Source organism: Sphingomonas faeni, assembly GCF_030817315.1.
Classification (GTDB): domain Bacteria; phylum Pseudomonadota; class Alphaproteobacteria; order Sphingomonadales; family Sphingomonadaceae; genus Sphingomonas; species Sphingomonas faeni_C.
On the sequence record NZ_JAUSZF010000001.1, the window covers coordinates 1,541,540 to 1,558,966 of the forward strand.

Annotated in this window: 10 protein-coding genes; 6 read left to right on the forward strand and 4 right to left on the reverse strand. The window is 65.8% G+C overall.

From position 1 onward, the window contains the following. Positions 1-8: 8 nt before the first annotated feature. Positions 9-1,643 carry a DUF5597 domain-containing protein gene (locus QFZ54_RS07135; protein ID WP_307089316.1) on the reverse strand — a complete coding sequence of 545 codons (1,635 nt, stop codon included), beginning with the start codon at positions 1,641-1,643 and terminating at the stop codon, positions 9-11. A gap of 431 nt (positions 1,644-2,074) precedes the next feature. Between QFZ54_RS07135 and QFZ54_RS07140 the strand changes: the two genes are divergently transcribed. Genes QFZ54_RS07140 through QFZ54_RS07155 form a run of 4 tightly spaced genes read left to right on the forward strand, consistent with a single transcriptional unit; the run spans position 2,075 to position 6,411 of the window. After that, positions 2,075-3,244 (forward strand): fumarylacetoacetate hydrolase family protein, encoded by a 1,170-nt coding sequence (locus tag QFZ54_RS07140; RefSeq protein ID WP_373458583.1) that lies wholly within the window; start codon positions 2,075-2,077, stop codon positions 3,242-3,244. Between the two features lie 21 nt (positions 3,245-3,265). Beyond that, positions 3,266-4,033 (forward strand): SDR family NAD(P)-dependent oxidoreductase, encoded by a 768-nt coding sequence (locus tag QFZ54_RS07145; protein ID WP_307089317.1) that lies wholly within the window; start codon positions 3,266-3,268, stop codon positions 4,031-4,033. 1 nt (position 4,034) lies between these two features. Further along, the gene (locus QFZ54_RS07150; RefSeq protein ID WP_307085791.1) at positions 4,035-4,937 is read left to right on the forward strand and encodes an SMP-30/gluconolactonase/LRE family protein; all 903 of its coding nucleotides are present in this window, start codon (positions 4,035-4,037) and stop codon (positions 4,935-4,937) included. A gap of 58 nt (positions 4,938-4,995) precedes the next feature. Continuing rightward, positions 4,996-6,411 carry a sugar porter family MFS transporter gene (locus tag QFZ54_RS07155; RefSeq protein WP_373458467.1) on the forward strand — a complete coding sequence of 472 codons (1,416 nt, stop codon included), beginning with the start codon at positions 4,996-4,998 and terminating at the stop codon, positions 6,409-6,411. 408 nt (positions 6,412-6,819) lie between these two features. Here the strand turns inward: QFZ54_RS07155 and QFZ54_RS07160 are convergent, their stop codons facing one another. Beyond that, the gene (locus QFZ54_RS07160) at positions 6,820-8,598 is read right to left on the reverse strand and encodes an IlvD/Edd family dehydratase (RefSeq protein ID WP_307085793.1); all 1,779 of its coding nucleotides are present in this window, start codon (positions 8,596-8,598) and stop codon (positions 6,820-6,822) included. 80 nt (positions 8,599-8,678) lie between these two features. Next, positions 8,679-9,770: a LacI family DNA-binding transcriptional regulator gene (locus tag QFZ54_RS07165; RefSeq protein ID WP_307085795.1), complete on the reverse strand. Its 1,092-nt coding sequence runs from the start codon at positions 9,768-9,770 to the stop codon at positions 8,679-8,681. A 452-nt stretch (positions 9,771-10,222) separates the two neighbouring features. On the opposite strand from QFZ54_RS07165, the gene QFZ54_RS07170 reads away from it, so the two are divergent. Beyond that, positions 10,223-11,776, forward strand: a complete 1,554-nt coding sequence (locus tag QFZ54_RS07170; protein WP_307085797.1) for an aldehyde dehydrogenase (NADP(+)) — start codon at positions 10,223-10,225, stop codon at positions 11,774-11,776. Between the two features lie 624 nt (positions 11,777-12,400). Further along, on the forward strand, positions 12,401-15,535 hold the full coding sequence (locus tag QFZ54_RS07175) for a PAS domain-containing protein (RefSeq protein ID WP_307085799.1): 3,135 nt from the start codon (positions 12,401-12,403) through the stop codon (positions 15,533-15,535). Between the two features lie 185 nt (positions 15,536-15,720). On the opposite strand, the gene QFZ54_RS07180 is transcribed toward QFZ54_RS07175, so the two are convergent. Then, positions 15,721-17,316, reverse strand: coding sequence for an isocitrate lyase (locus tag QFZ54_RS07180; protein ID WP_307085801.1), 1,596 nt, complete (start codon positions 17,314-17,316; stop codon positions 15,721-15,723). Positions 17,317-17,427 lie beyond the last annotated feature (111 nt).

The following is a 17,427-nucleotide window of genomic DNA, read 5'->3' on the forward strand; positions in this document are numbered from 1 at the left end:
CGCGCTCGTTATTTGTAGCTGCCCATGGTCACCTTCAGGATGACCGGTGTGATGAGGTTGATCCCGTAATCGGTCTGGTCGCCGTTCCACACGCGGCTCATCACCCAGCGCCCATCGACCACGCGCCCCTCCTCGACGCGGAATACCGAGCCGTTCTTGGGTCCGCCCTTGGCAGTCCCGAAGTTCAGCCGGACATGATCGCCGACCACGAGGAACTCGTTCGGCGACAGATGCGCGACCGCAACACCGCCGACCGCTTCCTTCGCCCAGACGGGGGGCTCGGACTTGATCCAGGTCCAGTCCTTCTGCCCGAACTGCCACTCGCCATAGCTCGTGCCGATCGTCCAATCGCCCATCGTGATCGACTGAGCCGGGGCCTGGCCCGCGCCATCTTCGGGTTTGGCCGCACCCCAGGTCGGATGTTCGAACGCGATCTTCGCCCAGTCACGCGCCATCGTCGCCAGCGCACCGTATTTCAGCCCGATCGCATCGAGCGTCTCGTCGTCGAGCACCTTCGCCCCCAGCGGGTAATTGAAATACCCGGTGTCATCCATGCCGAACGGCGCATAGCCGATCGCGCCGCGTCCCAGCGCCGCCCAAAAGAACCGCGCGAACTCCTTCGCGTTGCCGATCTCGGGGACCATCAAAGCATTGTCGGGCCGCGCATACGCATCGAGATACAGCGCGACGTGCCCAGCATCGCGGTCGTAGATATCCGGCGCCTGAAAATCGAGCGCAGGCGCCGCCGCCTTCCAGATATCCAGCACGTCCTGCTGCGGCCCCCCGCTCGCCACCCCGGTCGGGTCGGGCACGTTCGACGGCCCGGCGAGCGATGCGTTGACGTACATCGGCAACGGCTTGATCGCCTTCCCAGCCGCCGCGATCTCGTCGACGAAACGCGCGGTATGCCAGGTGTTGAACGCGCGATCCGCCTGCGCCCCGAACATCTGCGTCCAGCTTCCGCCTGGCTTCTTCAACGCCTTCGCCAGCTCGGCGGGCACGGGCTTGGCAAACACCGCATTGGCCTGAGCCCCATAATCGCGCGGCGAGCGATAGCTGCCGACCTCGTTCTCCGGCTGTACCATGATCACCGTGTTCTGCGGATCATGCGCCTTGAGGTACTTCATCACCTCGACGAACGCGCGCTTGTCCGCCTCCAGCGTCGCGCGGAACATCGGCGAATGGACGTAATGATCCGTGCCGTCCTTCATCTTCATTCGCGGGAAGCGCTTGTTGTCAGCCTTGAACCAATCCGGCGTGTAGCCCGGCGACGTGTTCTTCCACGTCCCGAACCAGAGCAGCACGACGCGCTTGTCGTGCGCCCGCGCCTGGTCGAGCAGCGTCTGCAGGAAGCTGAGGTCGAACTTTCCCTCGACCGCCTCGACCTGCTGCCAGGCGATCGGGATCTCCACCGTGTTCGCATGGATGCGGTCGAGCATCGGCCACACCTGCGGCAGTGCGGACGCGTAGTTGCTGCTGTTGTTGACCTGCGCGCCGAGCATCAGGAACGGCGCCCCATCGACCATCAGCGCATGACGGCCGCCCTTGGTGACGATCCGCGGCGTCTCGGTAGCGGTCTGCGCGGACGCGATGCCGGCAATCATCGATGCCGACAACGCCAGCCCGGCGAGCGCGCGTTTCATACGAACCATCATCAATCCTTCTTGGTGAAGACGGGTCCGCAGCGAATGCCCCCCGCCGATCGGTGCCGGGATACGCCTGGCCATGGGGCTACGCGTGGGAATGTCGTCACGTCCGACACATCATCGCTGCCATCCGGTCCGAGACCGAACACAGGCGCTATTGGTCCTTCAAGGACGAGGGCGGGTGATATCGGTACCACCTGAATCAAGGGGCCGAGGCGGTCGCGTTGCGTTTCATCGATCATACCCCTCCCCGTCTCCCGCCACGCGTGTCTGTGTTGACCGCGAATGTCATTTGTAAGATTAATGGCGTGGTTTTACGGATCGTGCAAGTCGGTCGGCTGCCGTTCGGCGAAACCGCGTTGCGATTGGGGACTTGACGCTGCCGCTACGCAGCATACGGTACCGCTAACAAATCTGGAGGGGATTACATCGTGGAGATCGCATTCGCATCGGCTGGGGCATTGCCCGCCGATTGGGAACAGGCGGCATTGCTCGGCCGAGTCGACCTGGGCGACGGCCCGACGCCGGTAATCGTTCGCGGTGGTCGCGTGTATGACATGTCCGCCGTCGCACCGACAGTCGCCGATCTGATCGCTGGCGGGAATTTCGACACCGCTGCCGGCTCCGACCTCGGCGCCCTCGACGACCTGAAACTTTCACCGGCAGCCGACGCGAAGACGCGCTTGTTGAGCCCGATCGACCTCCACGTCGTCAAGGCATCGGGCGTTACCTTCGCGGTGTCCGCACTCGAACGCGTGATCGAAGAGCGCGCTCGCGGCGACGCGTCGGCCGCGACCGCAGTCCGCGCCCGCCTCGAAGAGCGCGTCGGCGGCAGCATCCGCTCGGTCGTGCCCGGCTCGCCCGAAGCCGCCGCGCTGAAGGCCGCGTTGATCGAAGACGGCATGTGGTCGCAATATCTCGAGGTCGCGATCGGCCCCGACGCGGAGATCTTCACCAAGAGCCCGACGCTGTCGACGATCGGCTGGGGTGGCGAGATCGGCATCCGCTCCGACTCCACCTGGAACAACCCCGAACCGGAAGTCGTGCTCGTCGTCGACAGCACCGGCAAGACGGTCGGCGCGGCGCTCGGCAACGACGTCAACCTGCGCGATTTCGAGGGGCGTTCGGCGCTCCTGCTCGGCAAGGCCAAGGACAACAACGCGTCCTGTTCGATCGGGCCGTTCATTCGGTTGTTCGACGACACTTTCGGCATGGACGACGTTCGCGCCGCGCAGATCGCACTGACGATCGAAGGCGCTGACGGCTACCGCCTCGAAGGCAGCAGCTCGATGGACCAGATCAGCCGCGATCCCGAGGAACTCGTCCGCCAGGCGATGAGCGAGCACCAATATCCCGACGGCTTCGTGCTGTTCCTCGGCACGCTGTTCGCACCGACGCAGGACCGCGACGAGCCGGGTCGCGGTTTCACGCACGCGGTCGGCGACATCGTCACGATCTCGAACCCGAAGCTCGGCGCGCTCGTCAATCCGGTGACGACGTCGAAGGACGCGGCACCGTGGAATTACGGGATCGGCGACCTGATGCGGAACCTCGCGAGCCGGGGCCTACTCGGGCATACCAAGAATCAAGGGGCGTAACGCGTGTTGCAGAAGACCGAAATGGCCGACCAGACGGCGATCTATCCAAGCCTGAAGGGCAAGCGCGTCCTCATTACCGGCGGCGCATCGGGGATCGGCGCCGGTCTGGTCGAGGCGTTCGCGCGTCAGGGCGCGCATGTCGCGTTCGTCGACATGGCCAAGGACGCCGCGGAGGCGCTGATCGAGACGCTGACGCCCGACGTCGCGACCGCGCCGATATTTCTGCCGCTCGACCTGCGCGACATTGACGCGCTGAAGGCCACGGTCGCGACGATCGAGGATCGGCTCGGCGGGATCGACGTGCTCGTCAACAATGCCGCGAACGATGATCGCCACACGATCGAGGAAATCACGCCCGCCTATTGGGACGAGCGGATGGCGACCAACCTGCGCCATCTGTTCTTCACGGGCCAGGCCGTGGTGCCGTCGATGAAGCGCGCCGGCGGCGGCGTGATCCTCAATTTCGGCTCGATCTCGTGGCATCTCGCGCTGCCCGAACTGCTTATCTACCAGACCGCCAAGGCCGGCATCGAGGGCATGACTCGCGCGATGGCGCGCGATCTCGGCGGCGACGGCATCCGCGTCAACACGATCGTCCCCGGCAACGTCGAGACGCCGCGCCAGCTCAAATGGTACACGCCCGAAGGCGAGGCTGAGATCATCGGCGCACAGTGCCTCAAGACCCGCGTCCAGCCCGCGGACGTCGCGGCGCTGGTGCTGTTCCTCGCGTCGGACGATGCACGGATGTGCACCGGCCACGACTATTTCGTCGATGCCGGGTGGCGCTAAGATGAGCCACGAGGTTCCCGTCGAGAGCCCCGTCGAAATCAGGGCGGAAAGCATCTGCGATGTCGGCGCGACGCTCGGCGAGGGCCCGATCTGGATCGCGCGCGATGCAGCGCTCTGGTTCGTCGATATCAAGGCACCGTGCGTGCACCGGTTCGATCCGGCGACGGGAACGCTCGACACCTGGGAAGCGCCAGACCAGGTCGGCTGGATCATTCCGGCGGACGATGGCGGGTTTCTCGCAGGCGTCCGTGGTGCCCTTCACCGGTTCGATCCGGCGACCGGCGCTTTCGACCAGATCGCGGTGGTCCACGCCGAGACTCCCGGCAATCGCCTCAACGATGCCGCGCGCGATCCCACCGGCCGCGTATGGTTCGGGACGATGGACAATGCCGAGTCCGAGGACACCGGCCACGTCTATCACTGGCATGACGGTGAACTGACCAAGACGGACATCCCGCCTGTCGCGATCACCAATGGCCCCGCGATCTCGCCCGACGGTCGGACGCTCTATGCGGTCGATACGCTCGGCAAGCGGATCGACGCCTACCCGATCGACGCGGCCGGTACGGTCGGCGAGCCCCGCCCTTTCTTGACGATCGGCCCCGACGACGGTCATCCCGACGGCGCAATCTGCGACTCCGAAGGTGGCGTCTGGGTCGGGTTCTTCGGCGGTTGGGCGGCACGCCGGTTCGCGCCGGACGGCACCTGCACAGACATCGTCCGCTTCCCGGTCGCGAACATCACCAAGATCACGCTCGGTGGCCCCGACGGTCGCACCGCCTATGCGACGACCGCAGCCAAGGGACTCGACGACGAAGCGCTCGCGGCCCAACCTCTGGCCGGAAACCTGTTCACGTTCCGCGTCGCCGTTCCCGGCGTACCGGTCGAACCGATTACCCTGTAATGAACCCCATTTTACGACAAACGTCGCCGTCAGAGCGCCGTCACGGAGAGGAAAACCAATGACTATTGCGGCAGAATCCGCGCCCCAAGTGAACCGCGCCCTGATTGCGATGATCGTCATCGTCGCGACCATCGGCGGGTTTATGTTCGGCTATGACTCGGGCGTGATCAACGGCACGCAGGCAGGCCTCGAAAGCACCTTCGCGCTGTCGTCGCTCGGTACCGGCTTCACCGTCGGCGCGATCCTGATCGGTTCGTCGGTCGGCGCGTTCATGGCCGGGCGGCTTGCCGACAATCTCGGCCGTCGCAACGTGATGATGATCGCCGCCGTGTTGTTCATCATCAGCGCGCTCGGCGCAGGTGCCGCAACGTCCGCGACGATGTTCGTGCTCGCCCGCATCATCGGCGGCCTCGGCATCGGCGCCGCCAGCGTGCTCGCCCCCGTCTACATCTCCGAAGTCGTCCCTGCGAACGTTCGCGGCCGGCTTTCGAGCGTGCAGCAGATCATGATCATCACCGGCCTGACCGGCGCGTTCGTCGCCAACTGGTATCTAGCCCGCATCGCCGGTTCGTCGACCGCGTTGTTCTGGCTCGATTACCCGGCATGGCGCTGGATGTTCTGGATGCAGGTCATCCCGGCTGCCGTGTATCTCGCCACGCTGTTCCTGATCCCCGAAAGCCCGCGCTTCCTGGTGCTCAAGGGCCGGTACGACGAAGCACAGGTCGTTCTCACGCGCCTGTTCGGTGCCGCAGAGGCAACGCGCAAGGTCGCTGAGATCCGCGGCTCGCTGTCGGTCGACGCGCACCGCCCGAAGCTGTCGGATCTGATCGACAAGGCGAGCGGCAAGATCCGCCCGATCGTCTGGACCGGCATCGGCCTCGCGATCTTCCAGCAGTTCGTCGGCATCAACATCGTGTTCTACTACGGTTCGGTGCTGTGGCAGTCGGTCGGCTTCAGCGAGAGCGATTCGCTGCTCATCAACATCCTGTCGGGCTCGCTGTCGATCATTGCCTGCCTGCTCACCGTCGCACTGGTCGACAAGATCGGCCGCAAGCCGCTCCTGCTGATCGGTTCTGCGGGCATGACCGTTGCGCTGACGATCGTCGCGATCTGCTTCGCCAGCGGCGCGATCGTCGACGGTTCGCTGCGACTGTCCGACCAGAACGGCCTGATCGCGCTGATCGCGGCCAACGCCTATGTCGTGTTCTTCAACCTGAGCTGGGGCCCGATCATGTGGGTGATGCTCGGCGAGATGTTCCCGACCCAGATCCGCGGTTCGGGTCTGGCAGTCGCCGGCTTCGCGCAGTGGTTCGCCAACTTCGCGATCTCGGTGAGCTTCCCGACGATGGCGATCTCGCTCGGCCTGTCGCTGACCTACGGCTTCTACGCCCTGTCCGCGTTCGTCTCGTTCTTCTTCGTCTGGAAGATGGTCTCGGAAACCCGCGGCCGCGAGCTGGAAGACATGGTAGGTTGATGCTAACCGGCGGACCGCGGCCCCGGCTCGCGGTCCGCTGGATAAGGGCAGCTCACCTCAGCAGCCCCTTAGGACGGTAGGACGGGCCAAAAGCCGCCTACCACCTAAAATCACTACCCCGGCATAGTCAGGGGCCCAGTTGGCAAGGCCGAAGTAACGGCGCGCCCCCTCCGCCAGCAAACGCTCCCCACCTAAGCCCTGGCCCCCGCCGGGAGGTGCGCCCAAGGCGACACCCACCACGACTTGAGTGGCGGTCATAGATCGACGGCATGGGGAGACCAGCGCGTGCCGGGTGGACGGGCAACAGGCCATGGCGAGCATATCGAAAAGCTCAGCCTTGGCGGCCTTACGCCAGATCACGATCGCTTGATGGACGAGAGGCGAGGCACCAGGCCCCGCCCCCAAACCTCAGTGGTTATGCCGAGGCGTCTTCGCCGAAATCCCGCGATACTTCACCGCGAAGTCCAGTACGCCGCCTTCGGCCAACTGCCCGGTCTTCTCGCGGTAGAGTTCTTCCCAAGGCGTATTGCTCTCGGGCACCGGGGGCAGCCCCTCGCCCTTGCGCCGCGCGATCTCATCGGGCTCGACCAGCGCATCGCAAGTGCCCGCAATCAGATCGATCCGGATCACGTCGCCCGTCCGGATCCACGACAACCCGCCGCCAACCGCGCTCTCCGGCGAGACGTTCAGGATCGAAGGGCTGTCCGACGTCCCAGACTGCCGTCCATCCCCCAGCGTCGGCAGAGCCAGCACGCCGCGCTGGATCAGCGCGTCAGGTGGCTGCATGTTGACGACTTCCGCCGAGCCCGGCCAGCCGATCGGCCCCGCGCCGCGGATGACGAGGATACAGCCCTCGTCGATGTCGAGCGCAGGATCGTTGATCCGGTGGTGATAATCGTCCGACCCCTCGAACACGATCGCCCGCGCCTCGAACCGATCTTCCGCGCCCGGCGCCGACAGATAGCGCGCACGGAACGCCGCAGAGATCACCGAGGTCTTCATGATCCCGAAATCGAACAGATTGCCCTTGAGCACCAGGAAGCCTGCGCGCTCCATCATCGGCGCGTCGAACGGCTTGATCATCTCGCGGTCGCGCGTCTCGCGCCCCGCGATGTTCTCGCCGATCGACCGCCCCGTCACGGTCAGGCAACTCGTGTCGAGCTTCCCGCCCGCGATCAGTTCGTGGAGAACCGCGGGAACGCCGCCCGCCCGGTGGAACCGCTCGCCGAGATACTTCCCCGCAGGCTGCATGTTCACCAGCAACGGCAGGTCGTACCCATGATCCGACCAGTCCTCCGGATACAGCGTCACGCCGGCATGCTGCGCCATCGCCATGATATGCGGCTGCGCGTTGCTCGACCCGCCGATCGCGCTGACCACACGGATCGCGTTCAGGAAGCTCTCGCGCGTCAAAATCTTTGACGGCCGCAAATCCTCATACGCCATCTCGACGATCCGCCGCCCGGTCTCGTACGCCATCTGTCCGCGCTCGCGGTACGGCGCGGGAATCGCCGCGCACCCGGTCAGCGACAGCCCCAGAGCTTCGGCGACCGCGTTCATCGTCGACGCCGTGCCCATCGTATTGCAATGCCCAGCCGACGGCGCGCTGTCGGTGGCGCGGTTGAGGAACTCCTCCTCGTCGATCTCGCCCGCCGCCAGCTTGCGCCGGCTACGCCAGATCACGGTGCCCGACCCGACCAGCTCGCCATCATGCCACCCATCGAGCATCGGCCCGCCCGACAGCACGATCGCCGGAATATCGACGGTCGACGCCGCCATGATGCCCGACGGCGTGGTCTTGTCGCAGCCGGTGGTCAGAACGACCGCGTCGATCGGATAGCCGTACAGCGTCTCGACCAGCCCCAGATACGCCAGGTTGCGATCGAGTGCCGCAGTCGGCCGCCGGCAATTCTCGAAGATCGGATGGACCGGAAACTCCATCGCGATACCGCCCGCATCACGGATCCCGTCCCGAGTCCGCTTGGCGAGCTCGAGATGGATGCGGTTGCACGGCGAAAGGTCGCTGCCCGACTGCGCGATGCCGATGATCGGCCGGCCCGAGCGCAGCTCCGCCGGGGTCAGCCCGTAATTCATGAAGCGTTCGAGATAGAGGGCGGTCATGTCCGACCGGGCGGGATCGGCGAACCAGTCGCGCGATCGAAACGGCTTCACCGGTACACGGTCCACTGCAAACTCTCCTGAACGCGGTCTATTGTCTTATGGGAGCGCTACCGCGACGATCGTCGGTCGGTCAAGCGCCTGTACGGCTACACATGAACGCGCGACGGCGGTCGGCGGCGCGGCGCGGCGTCGGACTGACGACGCACCAGCGTATAATCGAGCACGACATGGCCGTTCGCATCCTGGCCGCCACTGCGACGATTGAAGATCGCCGACACGAGCAGCTCGACCGCCGCGCGCGACATGTCGGCGATCGGCTGGTGGATCGTCGTCAGTTCGGGCCAGATCGTCGTCGCCAGCGCGCTGTCGTCGAACCCGCACACCGTCAGGTCGCCTGGCACGTCGAGACCGCGACGGTGCGCGACCGCGACGCTCGCCGCCGCCATGTCGTCGTTGCTCGCGAAGATCGCGGTGGGCGGGTCCTTCGCATCGAGCAGTTGTTCCGCACCGTCGAGGCCCGAGCGATAGGTGAACAGGCCACCGACCACGAGCGACTCGTCGGGCGCCAGACCGGCATCGGCGATCGCCGCCAGATACCCCTCGTGACGCAGGCGGCTAGCGGTCTGGTTCGGGTTGCCGATGATGAACCCGATCCGCGAATGGCCCAGTTTCACAAGATGTTCGGTCATCGCACGCGCCGCTTCGAAATCGTCGATCGTCACGGCGGCGGACCCGTCCGGCGGCGATCCGGTCGCCACGACGACGGTCGGCACGCCGGCCTCCGTCAGCACGTCGAGCACCGCGCGCGAATCGCACAGCGGCGGCGGCAGGATCACGCCGTCGATCCCGCTCTCGATCATGTGCCGCGCCACCTCGATCTCGTGGTCGCCGATGTCGCATTTCTCGACGATCAACTGCACGTCGCTGCGGCTCGCCTGTTCCAGGCTGCCGACCAGGAACTCGCTCAGATACGCCGCGCTCGGGTTGCTGTAGAGCAGGCCGATCCGCATCTGCCCGCCCCCGGCCAAGCTCCGCGCGGCCCGGTTGGGCGCATAGCGCAACGTGTCGATCGCGGTGTTGACCGCCTCGCGCGTCGCCTCGCGGACCTTGGCCTCGCCGTTGATGACTCGCGAAACGGTCATCGGTGAAACGCCTGCGAGAACCGCGACGTCGGAAATCGTGGGTGCGCCGCTTCTGCGGCCCGAAGTGTTGCGCGGCTTGCGCGTGGCGAGGCTCATGCTGCGCTTTTTAGCAGGTGATTGCGATATTATCAGCATGCAATCGCAAATGCCGTGGTCGTATACTCAGAGAAGATCGGCTCCGGTGGGTTCGCACTTGCGTGTTATCGCTCCCAATATTAGTCGGACAACCGAGTTGCGCTGCCGTATGATGCGGATCTTCGGCCGGGCCTGTATAGGCACACTGGGCACAAACATAACGGGCGAAGGGAAGAGGAACGCGTGCGACACGATCTGATCCGTCCTCTCGCCCAGGGCCTCGGCGGCGATGTCATATTGCCGTCCGCGAACGGTACTACGGTCTGGAACATGACCCGCATGCGCCCCACATTGGATCAAGGGCCCAGGAATGATAGCGCGACCTTCATTGCGCGCGCGCATCCCCGCCGACGATTTCCCGACGCTCTGCCGTTCCGGCCTGCGCGTCCCTCGATTTGACTTGGAGAACTGACATGGACGGTACCTTCCCGATCGGCGCACGCGCCGTAGACAGCGACGTCACCTTCCTCGCGATCGATCCGTCGGCCGATGCGAAGATCGAGCCCGCCTTCGCGGTATCGAGCGAGGCCGACGTCGCCGAGGCGTGCAAGCTCGCCGAAGCAGCGTTCGACACCTTCCGCGAGACCGACCCCGAGACCCGCGCGAAATTCCTCGAGACGATCGCCGACGAGATCGAGGCGATCCACGATCCGCTCGTCGCCCGCGCTATTCAGGAGAGCGGCCTCCCCCGCCCGCGCCTCGAAGGCGAACGCGGTCGTACCACCGGGCAGCTCCGCCTGTTCGCGAAGCACCTCCGTCAGGGCACCTGGGCCTCGGTCGTCATCGACGAAGCACAGCCCGAGCGTAAACCCGCCCCCCGTCCCGACCTGCGCCAGCGCCGCATCGCGGTCGGCCCGGTCGCGGTGTTCGGCGCCTCGAACTTCCCGCTCGCCTTCTCGGTCGCTGGTGGCGACACCGCGTCGGCACTCGCCGCCGGTTGCCCGGTCGTGGTCAAGGGCCATCCCGCGCATCCCGGCACGTCGGTGATGGTCGGCAAGGCGATCCAGACCGCGGTCGCCAAGTGCGGCCTGCCCGAGGGCGTGTTCTCGCTGGTCCAGGGTCCGGCGAACGAACTCGGCGCGGCTCTGGTCAAGGACGCACGCATCAAGGCGGTCGGCTTTACCGGTTCGCGCGGCGGTGGCCTCGCGCTCGTCGCACTGGCCGCGGCCCGTCCCGAGCCGATCCCGGTCTATGCCGAAATGAGCAGCGTCAATCCGGTACTCCTGTTCCCGGCCGCCCTCGCGGCGCGCGGCGAAGCGCTCGGCAAGGCCTATGTCGGTTCGCTGACGATGGGTTCGGGCCAGTTCTGTACGAACCCGGGCATCGTCATCGCCGTCGATGGCCCTGAGCTCGATGTTTTCGTCGAAGCAGCCGCTGCCGCACTGGGTGAGGCTGCACCACAGGTCATGCTGACCCCGGGCATCTACGCCAGCTACGACAAGGGCGTCGCGGCGCTTGCCGGTCACGACGCAGTCGAGACTGTCGCCCGCGGCACCGAGGCCGAGGGCGCAAACCGCGGTCGCGCGGCTTTGTTCTCGACCACCGGCAAGGCGTTCGTCGCCGACCCGGCGCTGTCGCACGAAGTGTTCGGTGCAGCCTCGATCATCGTCCGCTGCGCCGATCTGGCCGAGGTCCGCCAGGTCCTCGAACAGGTCGAAGGCCAGCTGACGATCACGCTCCAGATCGACGAGGGTGACTATTCCGACGCTGCGGCACTCGTGCCCGTGCTCGAGCGCAAGGCCGGTCGCATCCTCGCGAACGGCTGGCCCACGGGCGTCGAAGTCGCACCAGCAATGGTACACGGCGGCCCCTTCCCCGCCACCTCGGACCCGCGCACGACCTCGGTCGGCACGGCGGCGATCGAGCGCTTCCTGCGCCCGGTCTGCTACCAGGACCTCCCCGACGCGCTGCTCCCCAAGGCCGTCAAGCACGACAACCCGCTCGGCCTCCCGCGCACCGAGGGCTGATCGACTCGGGATGATAAGACAGAGGGCGCTCCCGTATTCCGTACGGCAGCGCCCCCTTCCTTGTTCTCCCGCAAAGGCAGGAGCCCACCCTGCCCCCCCCGCCTCCGCGGGGAAACATGCTGGAGATCGTTTCCACTCCCGCTCCCGCCCCCACACCACCCCAACACCACCCCGGCGAAGGCCGGGGCCCAGTTGGAAAGGTGGCAATAATAGGGGGGCAACGCTCCATTAGCGACGTCACCCAATTGCCCCCGGCCCCCGCCGGGATGGCTTACGTACGACAGCCCCCTGCCCCTTGTTCTCCCGCGAAGGCGGGAGCCCAGTCTGGATCCCCGCCTTCGCGGGGAAACATACTGGAGGTCGTTCCCCCCCCGCCCCGCCCCCACACCACCCCAACACCACCCCGGCGAAGGCCGGGGCCCAATTGGAAAGGTGGCAATAATGGGGGAAAGCGCTCCATTAGCAACGTCACCCAATTGGGCCCCGGCCCCCGCCGGGGTGGGGCTGGGGTGGTGCCGGGATATGGCTGGATGCCCGCCTCCACGCCTCCACGCCTCCACGCCCCCCTCCCCCACACCACCCCAAATCATTGACACGCGCGCGGCACATACCCACTAGTCCGGCATGACAACCCCTGGCTCGTCGCGCACCATTTCCCTGCCGTCCGATCTCGGCAGCTACATCGACGAATTGACCGACGGAGGGCATGGCGACGTCGCCGCCATCGTCCGCACCGCGCTCGAACAGATGCGTGACCGTGACTCCGCATCGTCCGCGCCACCGGAAATCCTGGTCGGCGGTGGCGAATGCGGCTTGCTCGTCCGCCAGCGCGACTGGAGCGCGACGTCGCTCGGCCCGATCGACTCCTGGCCCCCGGAACTCCGCGTTACGCTTGCCAATATTCTCCACTCACCCGTAGCCAAGGTCGTGATGTGGGGCCCGGAGCACATCATGCTCTACAACGACAGCTACCGCGCCGTCGCCGGTGATCGCCATCCCGCGGCACTCGGCAGCCCGGTCGCGACCGCGTTCCCCGAAGTCTGGGACTGGAACCGCGCCGTTCTCGAAGCCGGCCTGCGCGGCGAGACCGTGGCCTACCGCGACCAGCCGATCCTGTTCCAGCGTCCCGATGGCCCGGAAACGCTGACGCTCGACCTGTTCTACACGCCCGTCTACTGCGCCGGCGGCCCTACCGGCAGCATCGTCGGGGGCGTCCTCTGCACGATGGTCGACAATAGCGGTCGCGTCGAAGCCGAACACCGCCTCGCCGCGAGCGAAGCCGAACTGCGCCGCGTCACCGACGCCGTGCCGATGCTCATCGCGTACGTCGATCGCGACCACGTCTATCGTCTCGCCAACGCGCAATATGACGAATGGCTCGGCGTCTCGCCCGAGGCGATGATCGGCAAGCCCGTCCGCGAGGTGCTAGGCGAGGCGGTCTACCAGGATCGCCGCCCCTCGTTCGAGCGCGCGCTGGCTGGCGAGAGCTTCATCGCGCAGACCGTGTTCCCGCACCGCGACGGCCGCCCGCGCCGCGCGGAGTTCCGCTACGTGCCGCATACCGTTACGGACGGCTCGGTCGCCGGCATCTACGTGCTCGGCATCGACGTCGAGGAGCGTGCCGAACGCGAGGCGGCACTCGGCATCAGCAACGGCCGGTTCCGCACCGCGATGGATGCGGTCCACGGCGTCCTCTGGACCAACAGCCCCGACGGCCGGATGGTCGGCGAACAGCCCGGCTGGGCTGCGTTGACCGGCCAGTCGATCGACGAATACCAGAATTTCGGCTGGGCCGACGCGATCCATCCCGACGATGTCGCATCGACGATCAAGGCCTGGACCGCCGCTGTCCTGGGCAAGTCGATGTTCGTCTTCGAACACCGCGTCCGTCGGCATTGCGGCGCATGGCGCACCTTCGCCGTACGCAGCCTGCCGATCTTCGACTCCGCCGGCGACATCGTCGAATGGGTTGGTGTCCATACCGACATCACGCACCAGCGCGCTGCGGAAGCCGCGCTCCGCGAGCAGGCCGAGGCGCTCGCCCGTCAGGTCCGCCACCGCGAGCGCGCCGAGGATCAGCTCCGCCAGCTCAACGAAACGCTGGAGGCACGCGTCATCGCCGAGATCGGCGAACGCCGCGAGGCCGAGGCCAAGCTCGCCCAGTCGCAGAAGATGGAAACCGTCGGAAAGCTCACCGGCGGCGTCGCGCACGACTTCAACAACTTGCTCCAGGTCGTCTCGGGCAATCTCCAGCTGCTCGGCAAGAACCTCGCCGGCAACGAGCGTGCCGAGCGCTGGGTCGCCAACGCGATGGCCGGCGTCACGCGCGGGTCGAAGCTCGCCTCGCAGCTGCTCGCGTTCGGGCGGCGCCAGGCGCTCGAGCCGAAGGTCGTCAACGTCACGCGGTTCGTGCGCGGGATGGACGACATGCTGCGCCGCGCGATCGGCGAAGGCGTGGAGATCGAGACCGTCGTCGGCGGCGGCCTCTGGAACACCTTCATCGACCCTGCCCAGATCGAGAACGCCCTCCTGAACCTCGCGATAAACGCCCGCGACGCCATGGACGGCCAAGGTAAGTTGACGATCGAACTAGGCAATGCGCATCTCGACGACGCCTATGCGCGCAGTCACGACGAAGTTGAGGCGGGGCAATATGTCCTTCTCGCAGTGTCCGATACCGGCAGCGGCATGAGCCCCGACATCATCGAGAAGGTGTTCGAACCGTTCTTCTCGACCAAGGGCGAGGGCAAGGGATCAGGCTTGGGCCTGTCGATGGTCTACGGCTTCGTCAAACAGTCCGGTGGCCATGTGAAGATCTATTCCGAGGTTGGCGAAGGCACCACGATCAAGCTCTACCTCCCACGCGCGATGGAGAGCGAGGATTTCGAGGTCGTTGCCGATGCCGGTCCGATTTGCGGCGGCACGGAAACGGTATTGGTGGTCGAGGACGATGACGAGGTCCGTGCGACGGTCGTCGAGTTGCTGACCGACCTCGGCTACAGCGTGCTCAAGGCGGTCGATGCGGCCAGCGCACTGAACGTGGTCGAGAGCGGCGTACCGATCGACATCCTGTTCACCGACGTGGTGATGCCCGGAACGCTGAAAAGCCCTGAGCTTGCGCGGAAAGCCAAGGAGCGGTTGCCGAACCTCGCGGTGCTGTTCACCTCTGGTTATACCGAAAATTCGATCGTCCACGGCGGCAAGCTCGATGCCGGGGTCGACCTGTTGTCGAAGCCGTATGCGCGTGAGGCGCTGGCGCGGAAATTCCGCGAAGTGCTTACCAATAGGCAGCGCAACGATGCTCCTGCCGCCAAGATCGCGCGCGATGCGCGTATCGAGGCCGAGCGCCGGCTCGACGCATCGGCGCGACGCACCGTGCTGCTGGTCGAGGACGACGAGATGATCCGCGCGAACACCGCCGAGATGCTGCAAGGCAGCGGCTTCGTGGTGGTTGACGCGGCGAGCGCGGAGGACGCGATGACCGCGCTCCAGACCGTGCCGATCGACGCGCTGGTGACGGACATCAACCTGCCGGGCGTATCGGGCCCGGACTTCGCCCGCACCGCGCGCGCGCTGCGGCCTGGCGTTGGGATCGTTTTTGCGAGCGGTGACATTGGATCGGTGCAAGGCGATATGGACGCAATCATGCTGGAGAAGCCGTACGGGCTGGATGCGCTGGCGGCGGCCGTGCTGGCATCGCTGGGGGAGACAGCGCTGGCGGAACCGCTGGCGGCGGACCGGGTGGACTCGCCGGAGTAGAGTCAGTCGCAACCGAACGATCCTCCCCGCCAAGGGGAGGATCGTCGGAAGAACCACCTGTTTCCGCGAACAGTCCTGAAGCGAAGCTTAGCGCCCCAGCAAAGCCGCGTGGTCGGACGTGGCTTTTGGCCCCGCCGGCCGGGCCTGCCGCGGGTCCGCGCCGGAGCTGTCGCTCCGGCTTGGCGTCAGGCCGCGAACTGATTCATAGTATTGTGCGCGCCGCCAGCCTTCAGAGCAGCCTCACCCGCGAAATACTCCTTATGATCGTCGCCGAGATCGGAGCCAGACATGTTCTGGTGCTTCACGCAGGCGATCCCCTCGCGGATTTCCTTGCGCTGGACGCCCTTCACATAGCCGAGCATTCCCGCATCCCCGAAATACTCCTTGGCGAGGTTGTCGGTCGAAAGCGCCGCCGTGTGATACGTCGGCAGCGTGATCAAATGGTGGAAGATCCCCGCCCGCTTTGCCGAGTCCGCCTGGAAGGTGCGGATGCGTTCGTCGGCCTCGTCGGCAAGCGTCGTGCCATCATAATCGACACTCATCAAACGCGCGCGATCATAGGCCGAGACGTCCTCGCCCGCAGCCGACCATGCATCGAACACCTGCTGGCGGAAGTTCAGCGTCCAGTTGAACGACGGAGAATTGTTGTAGACGAGCTTGGCGTTCGGAACGACCTCGCGGATGCGGTCGACCATGCCGGCGATCTGCTCAATGTGCGGCTTCTCGGTCTCGATCCACAGCAGGTCCGCGCCGTTCTGTAGCGATGCGATGCAATCCATCACGCAGCGATCCTCGCCGGTCCCCGCACGGAACTGGAACAGGTTCGACGGCAGGCGCTTCGGACGGAGCAGCTTGCCGCCGCCGTTGAGAATAACGTCGCCGTTCTGCGCGGTGGCGGGGTCGATCTCCTCGCAGTCGAGGTACGAATTATACTGGTCGCCGAGATCGCCCGCCTTTTTGCTGACCGCGATCTGCTTGGTGAGGCCGGCGCCGAGCGAGTCGGTACGCGTGACGATAATGCCGTCCTCGACGCCGAGTTCGAGGAACGCGTAGCGGCACGCGCGGACCTTCGCGAGGAAGTCCTCGTGCGGCACGGTGACCTTGCCGTCTTGGTGCCCACACTGCTTCTCGTCGCTGACCTGGTTCTCGATCTGGAGGGCGCACGCCCCCGCCTCGATCATCTTCCGTGCGAGTAGGTACGTCGCCTCCGCATTGCCGAAGCCCGCATCGATGTCGGCGATGATGGGCACGACGTGCGTCTGGTGGTTCTCGATCGCGTTCAGCAGGCGCTGTTCCTCGATCGCGTTACCGGCGGCGCGTGCCGCATCGACATCGCGGAACATCATGCCGAGTTCACGCGCATCGGCCTGCCGCAAGAAGGTGTAGAGTTCCTCGATCAGAGCGGGCACGCTGGTCTTCTCGTGCATCGACTGGTCCGGCAGCGGGCCGAATTCGCTCCGCATCGCCGCGACCATCCAGCCCGACAGGTAGAGATACCGGCGATCGGTCGTGCCGAAATGTTTCTTGATGCTGATCATCTTCTGCTGCGCGATGAACCCGTGCCAGCAACCGAGCGACTGCGTGTAATGCGCCGGATCCGCGTCATAGGCGGCCATGTCCTTGCGCATAATTTCGGCGGTATAGCGTGCGATGTCGAGCCCAGTGGTGAACCGGTTCTGGAGCCGCATGCGCGCGACGGACTCGGGCGAGATCGCGTCCCACGTACCGTTCCGGTCGGCAATGAGGTTGGTCAACTGGGCGATGTGCGTCTGGTAGGTCACGGGCGATCCTCGTCTGCTGCGATGATCGTCGTGTAGCTTATTTACACCTGCCAACTCAGTTAGCGACGTATTATAGGGGTATCGGTGTCACGAACGCCGTTATAGCTATGT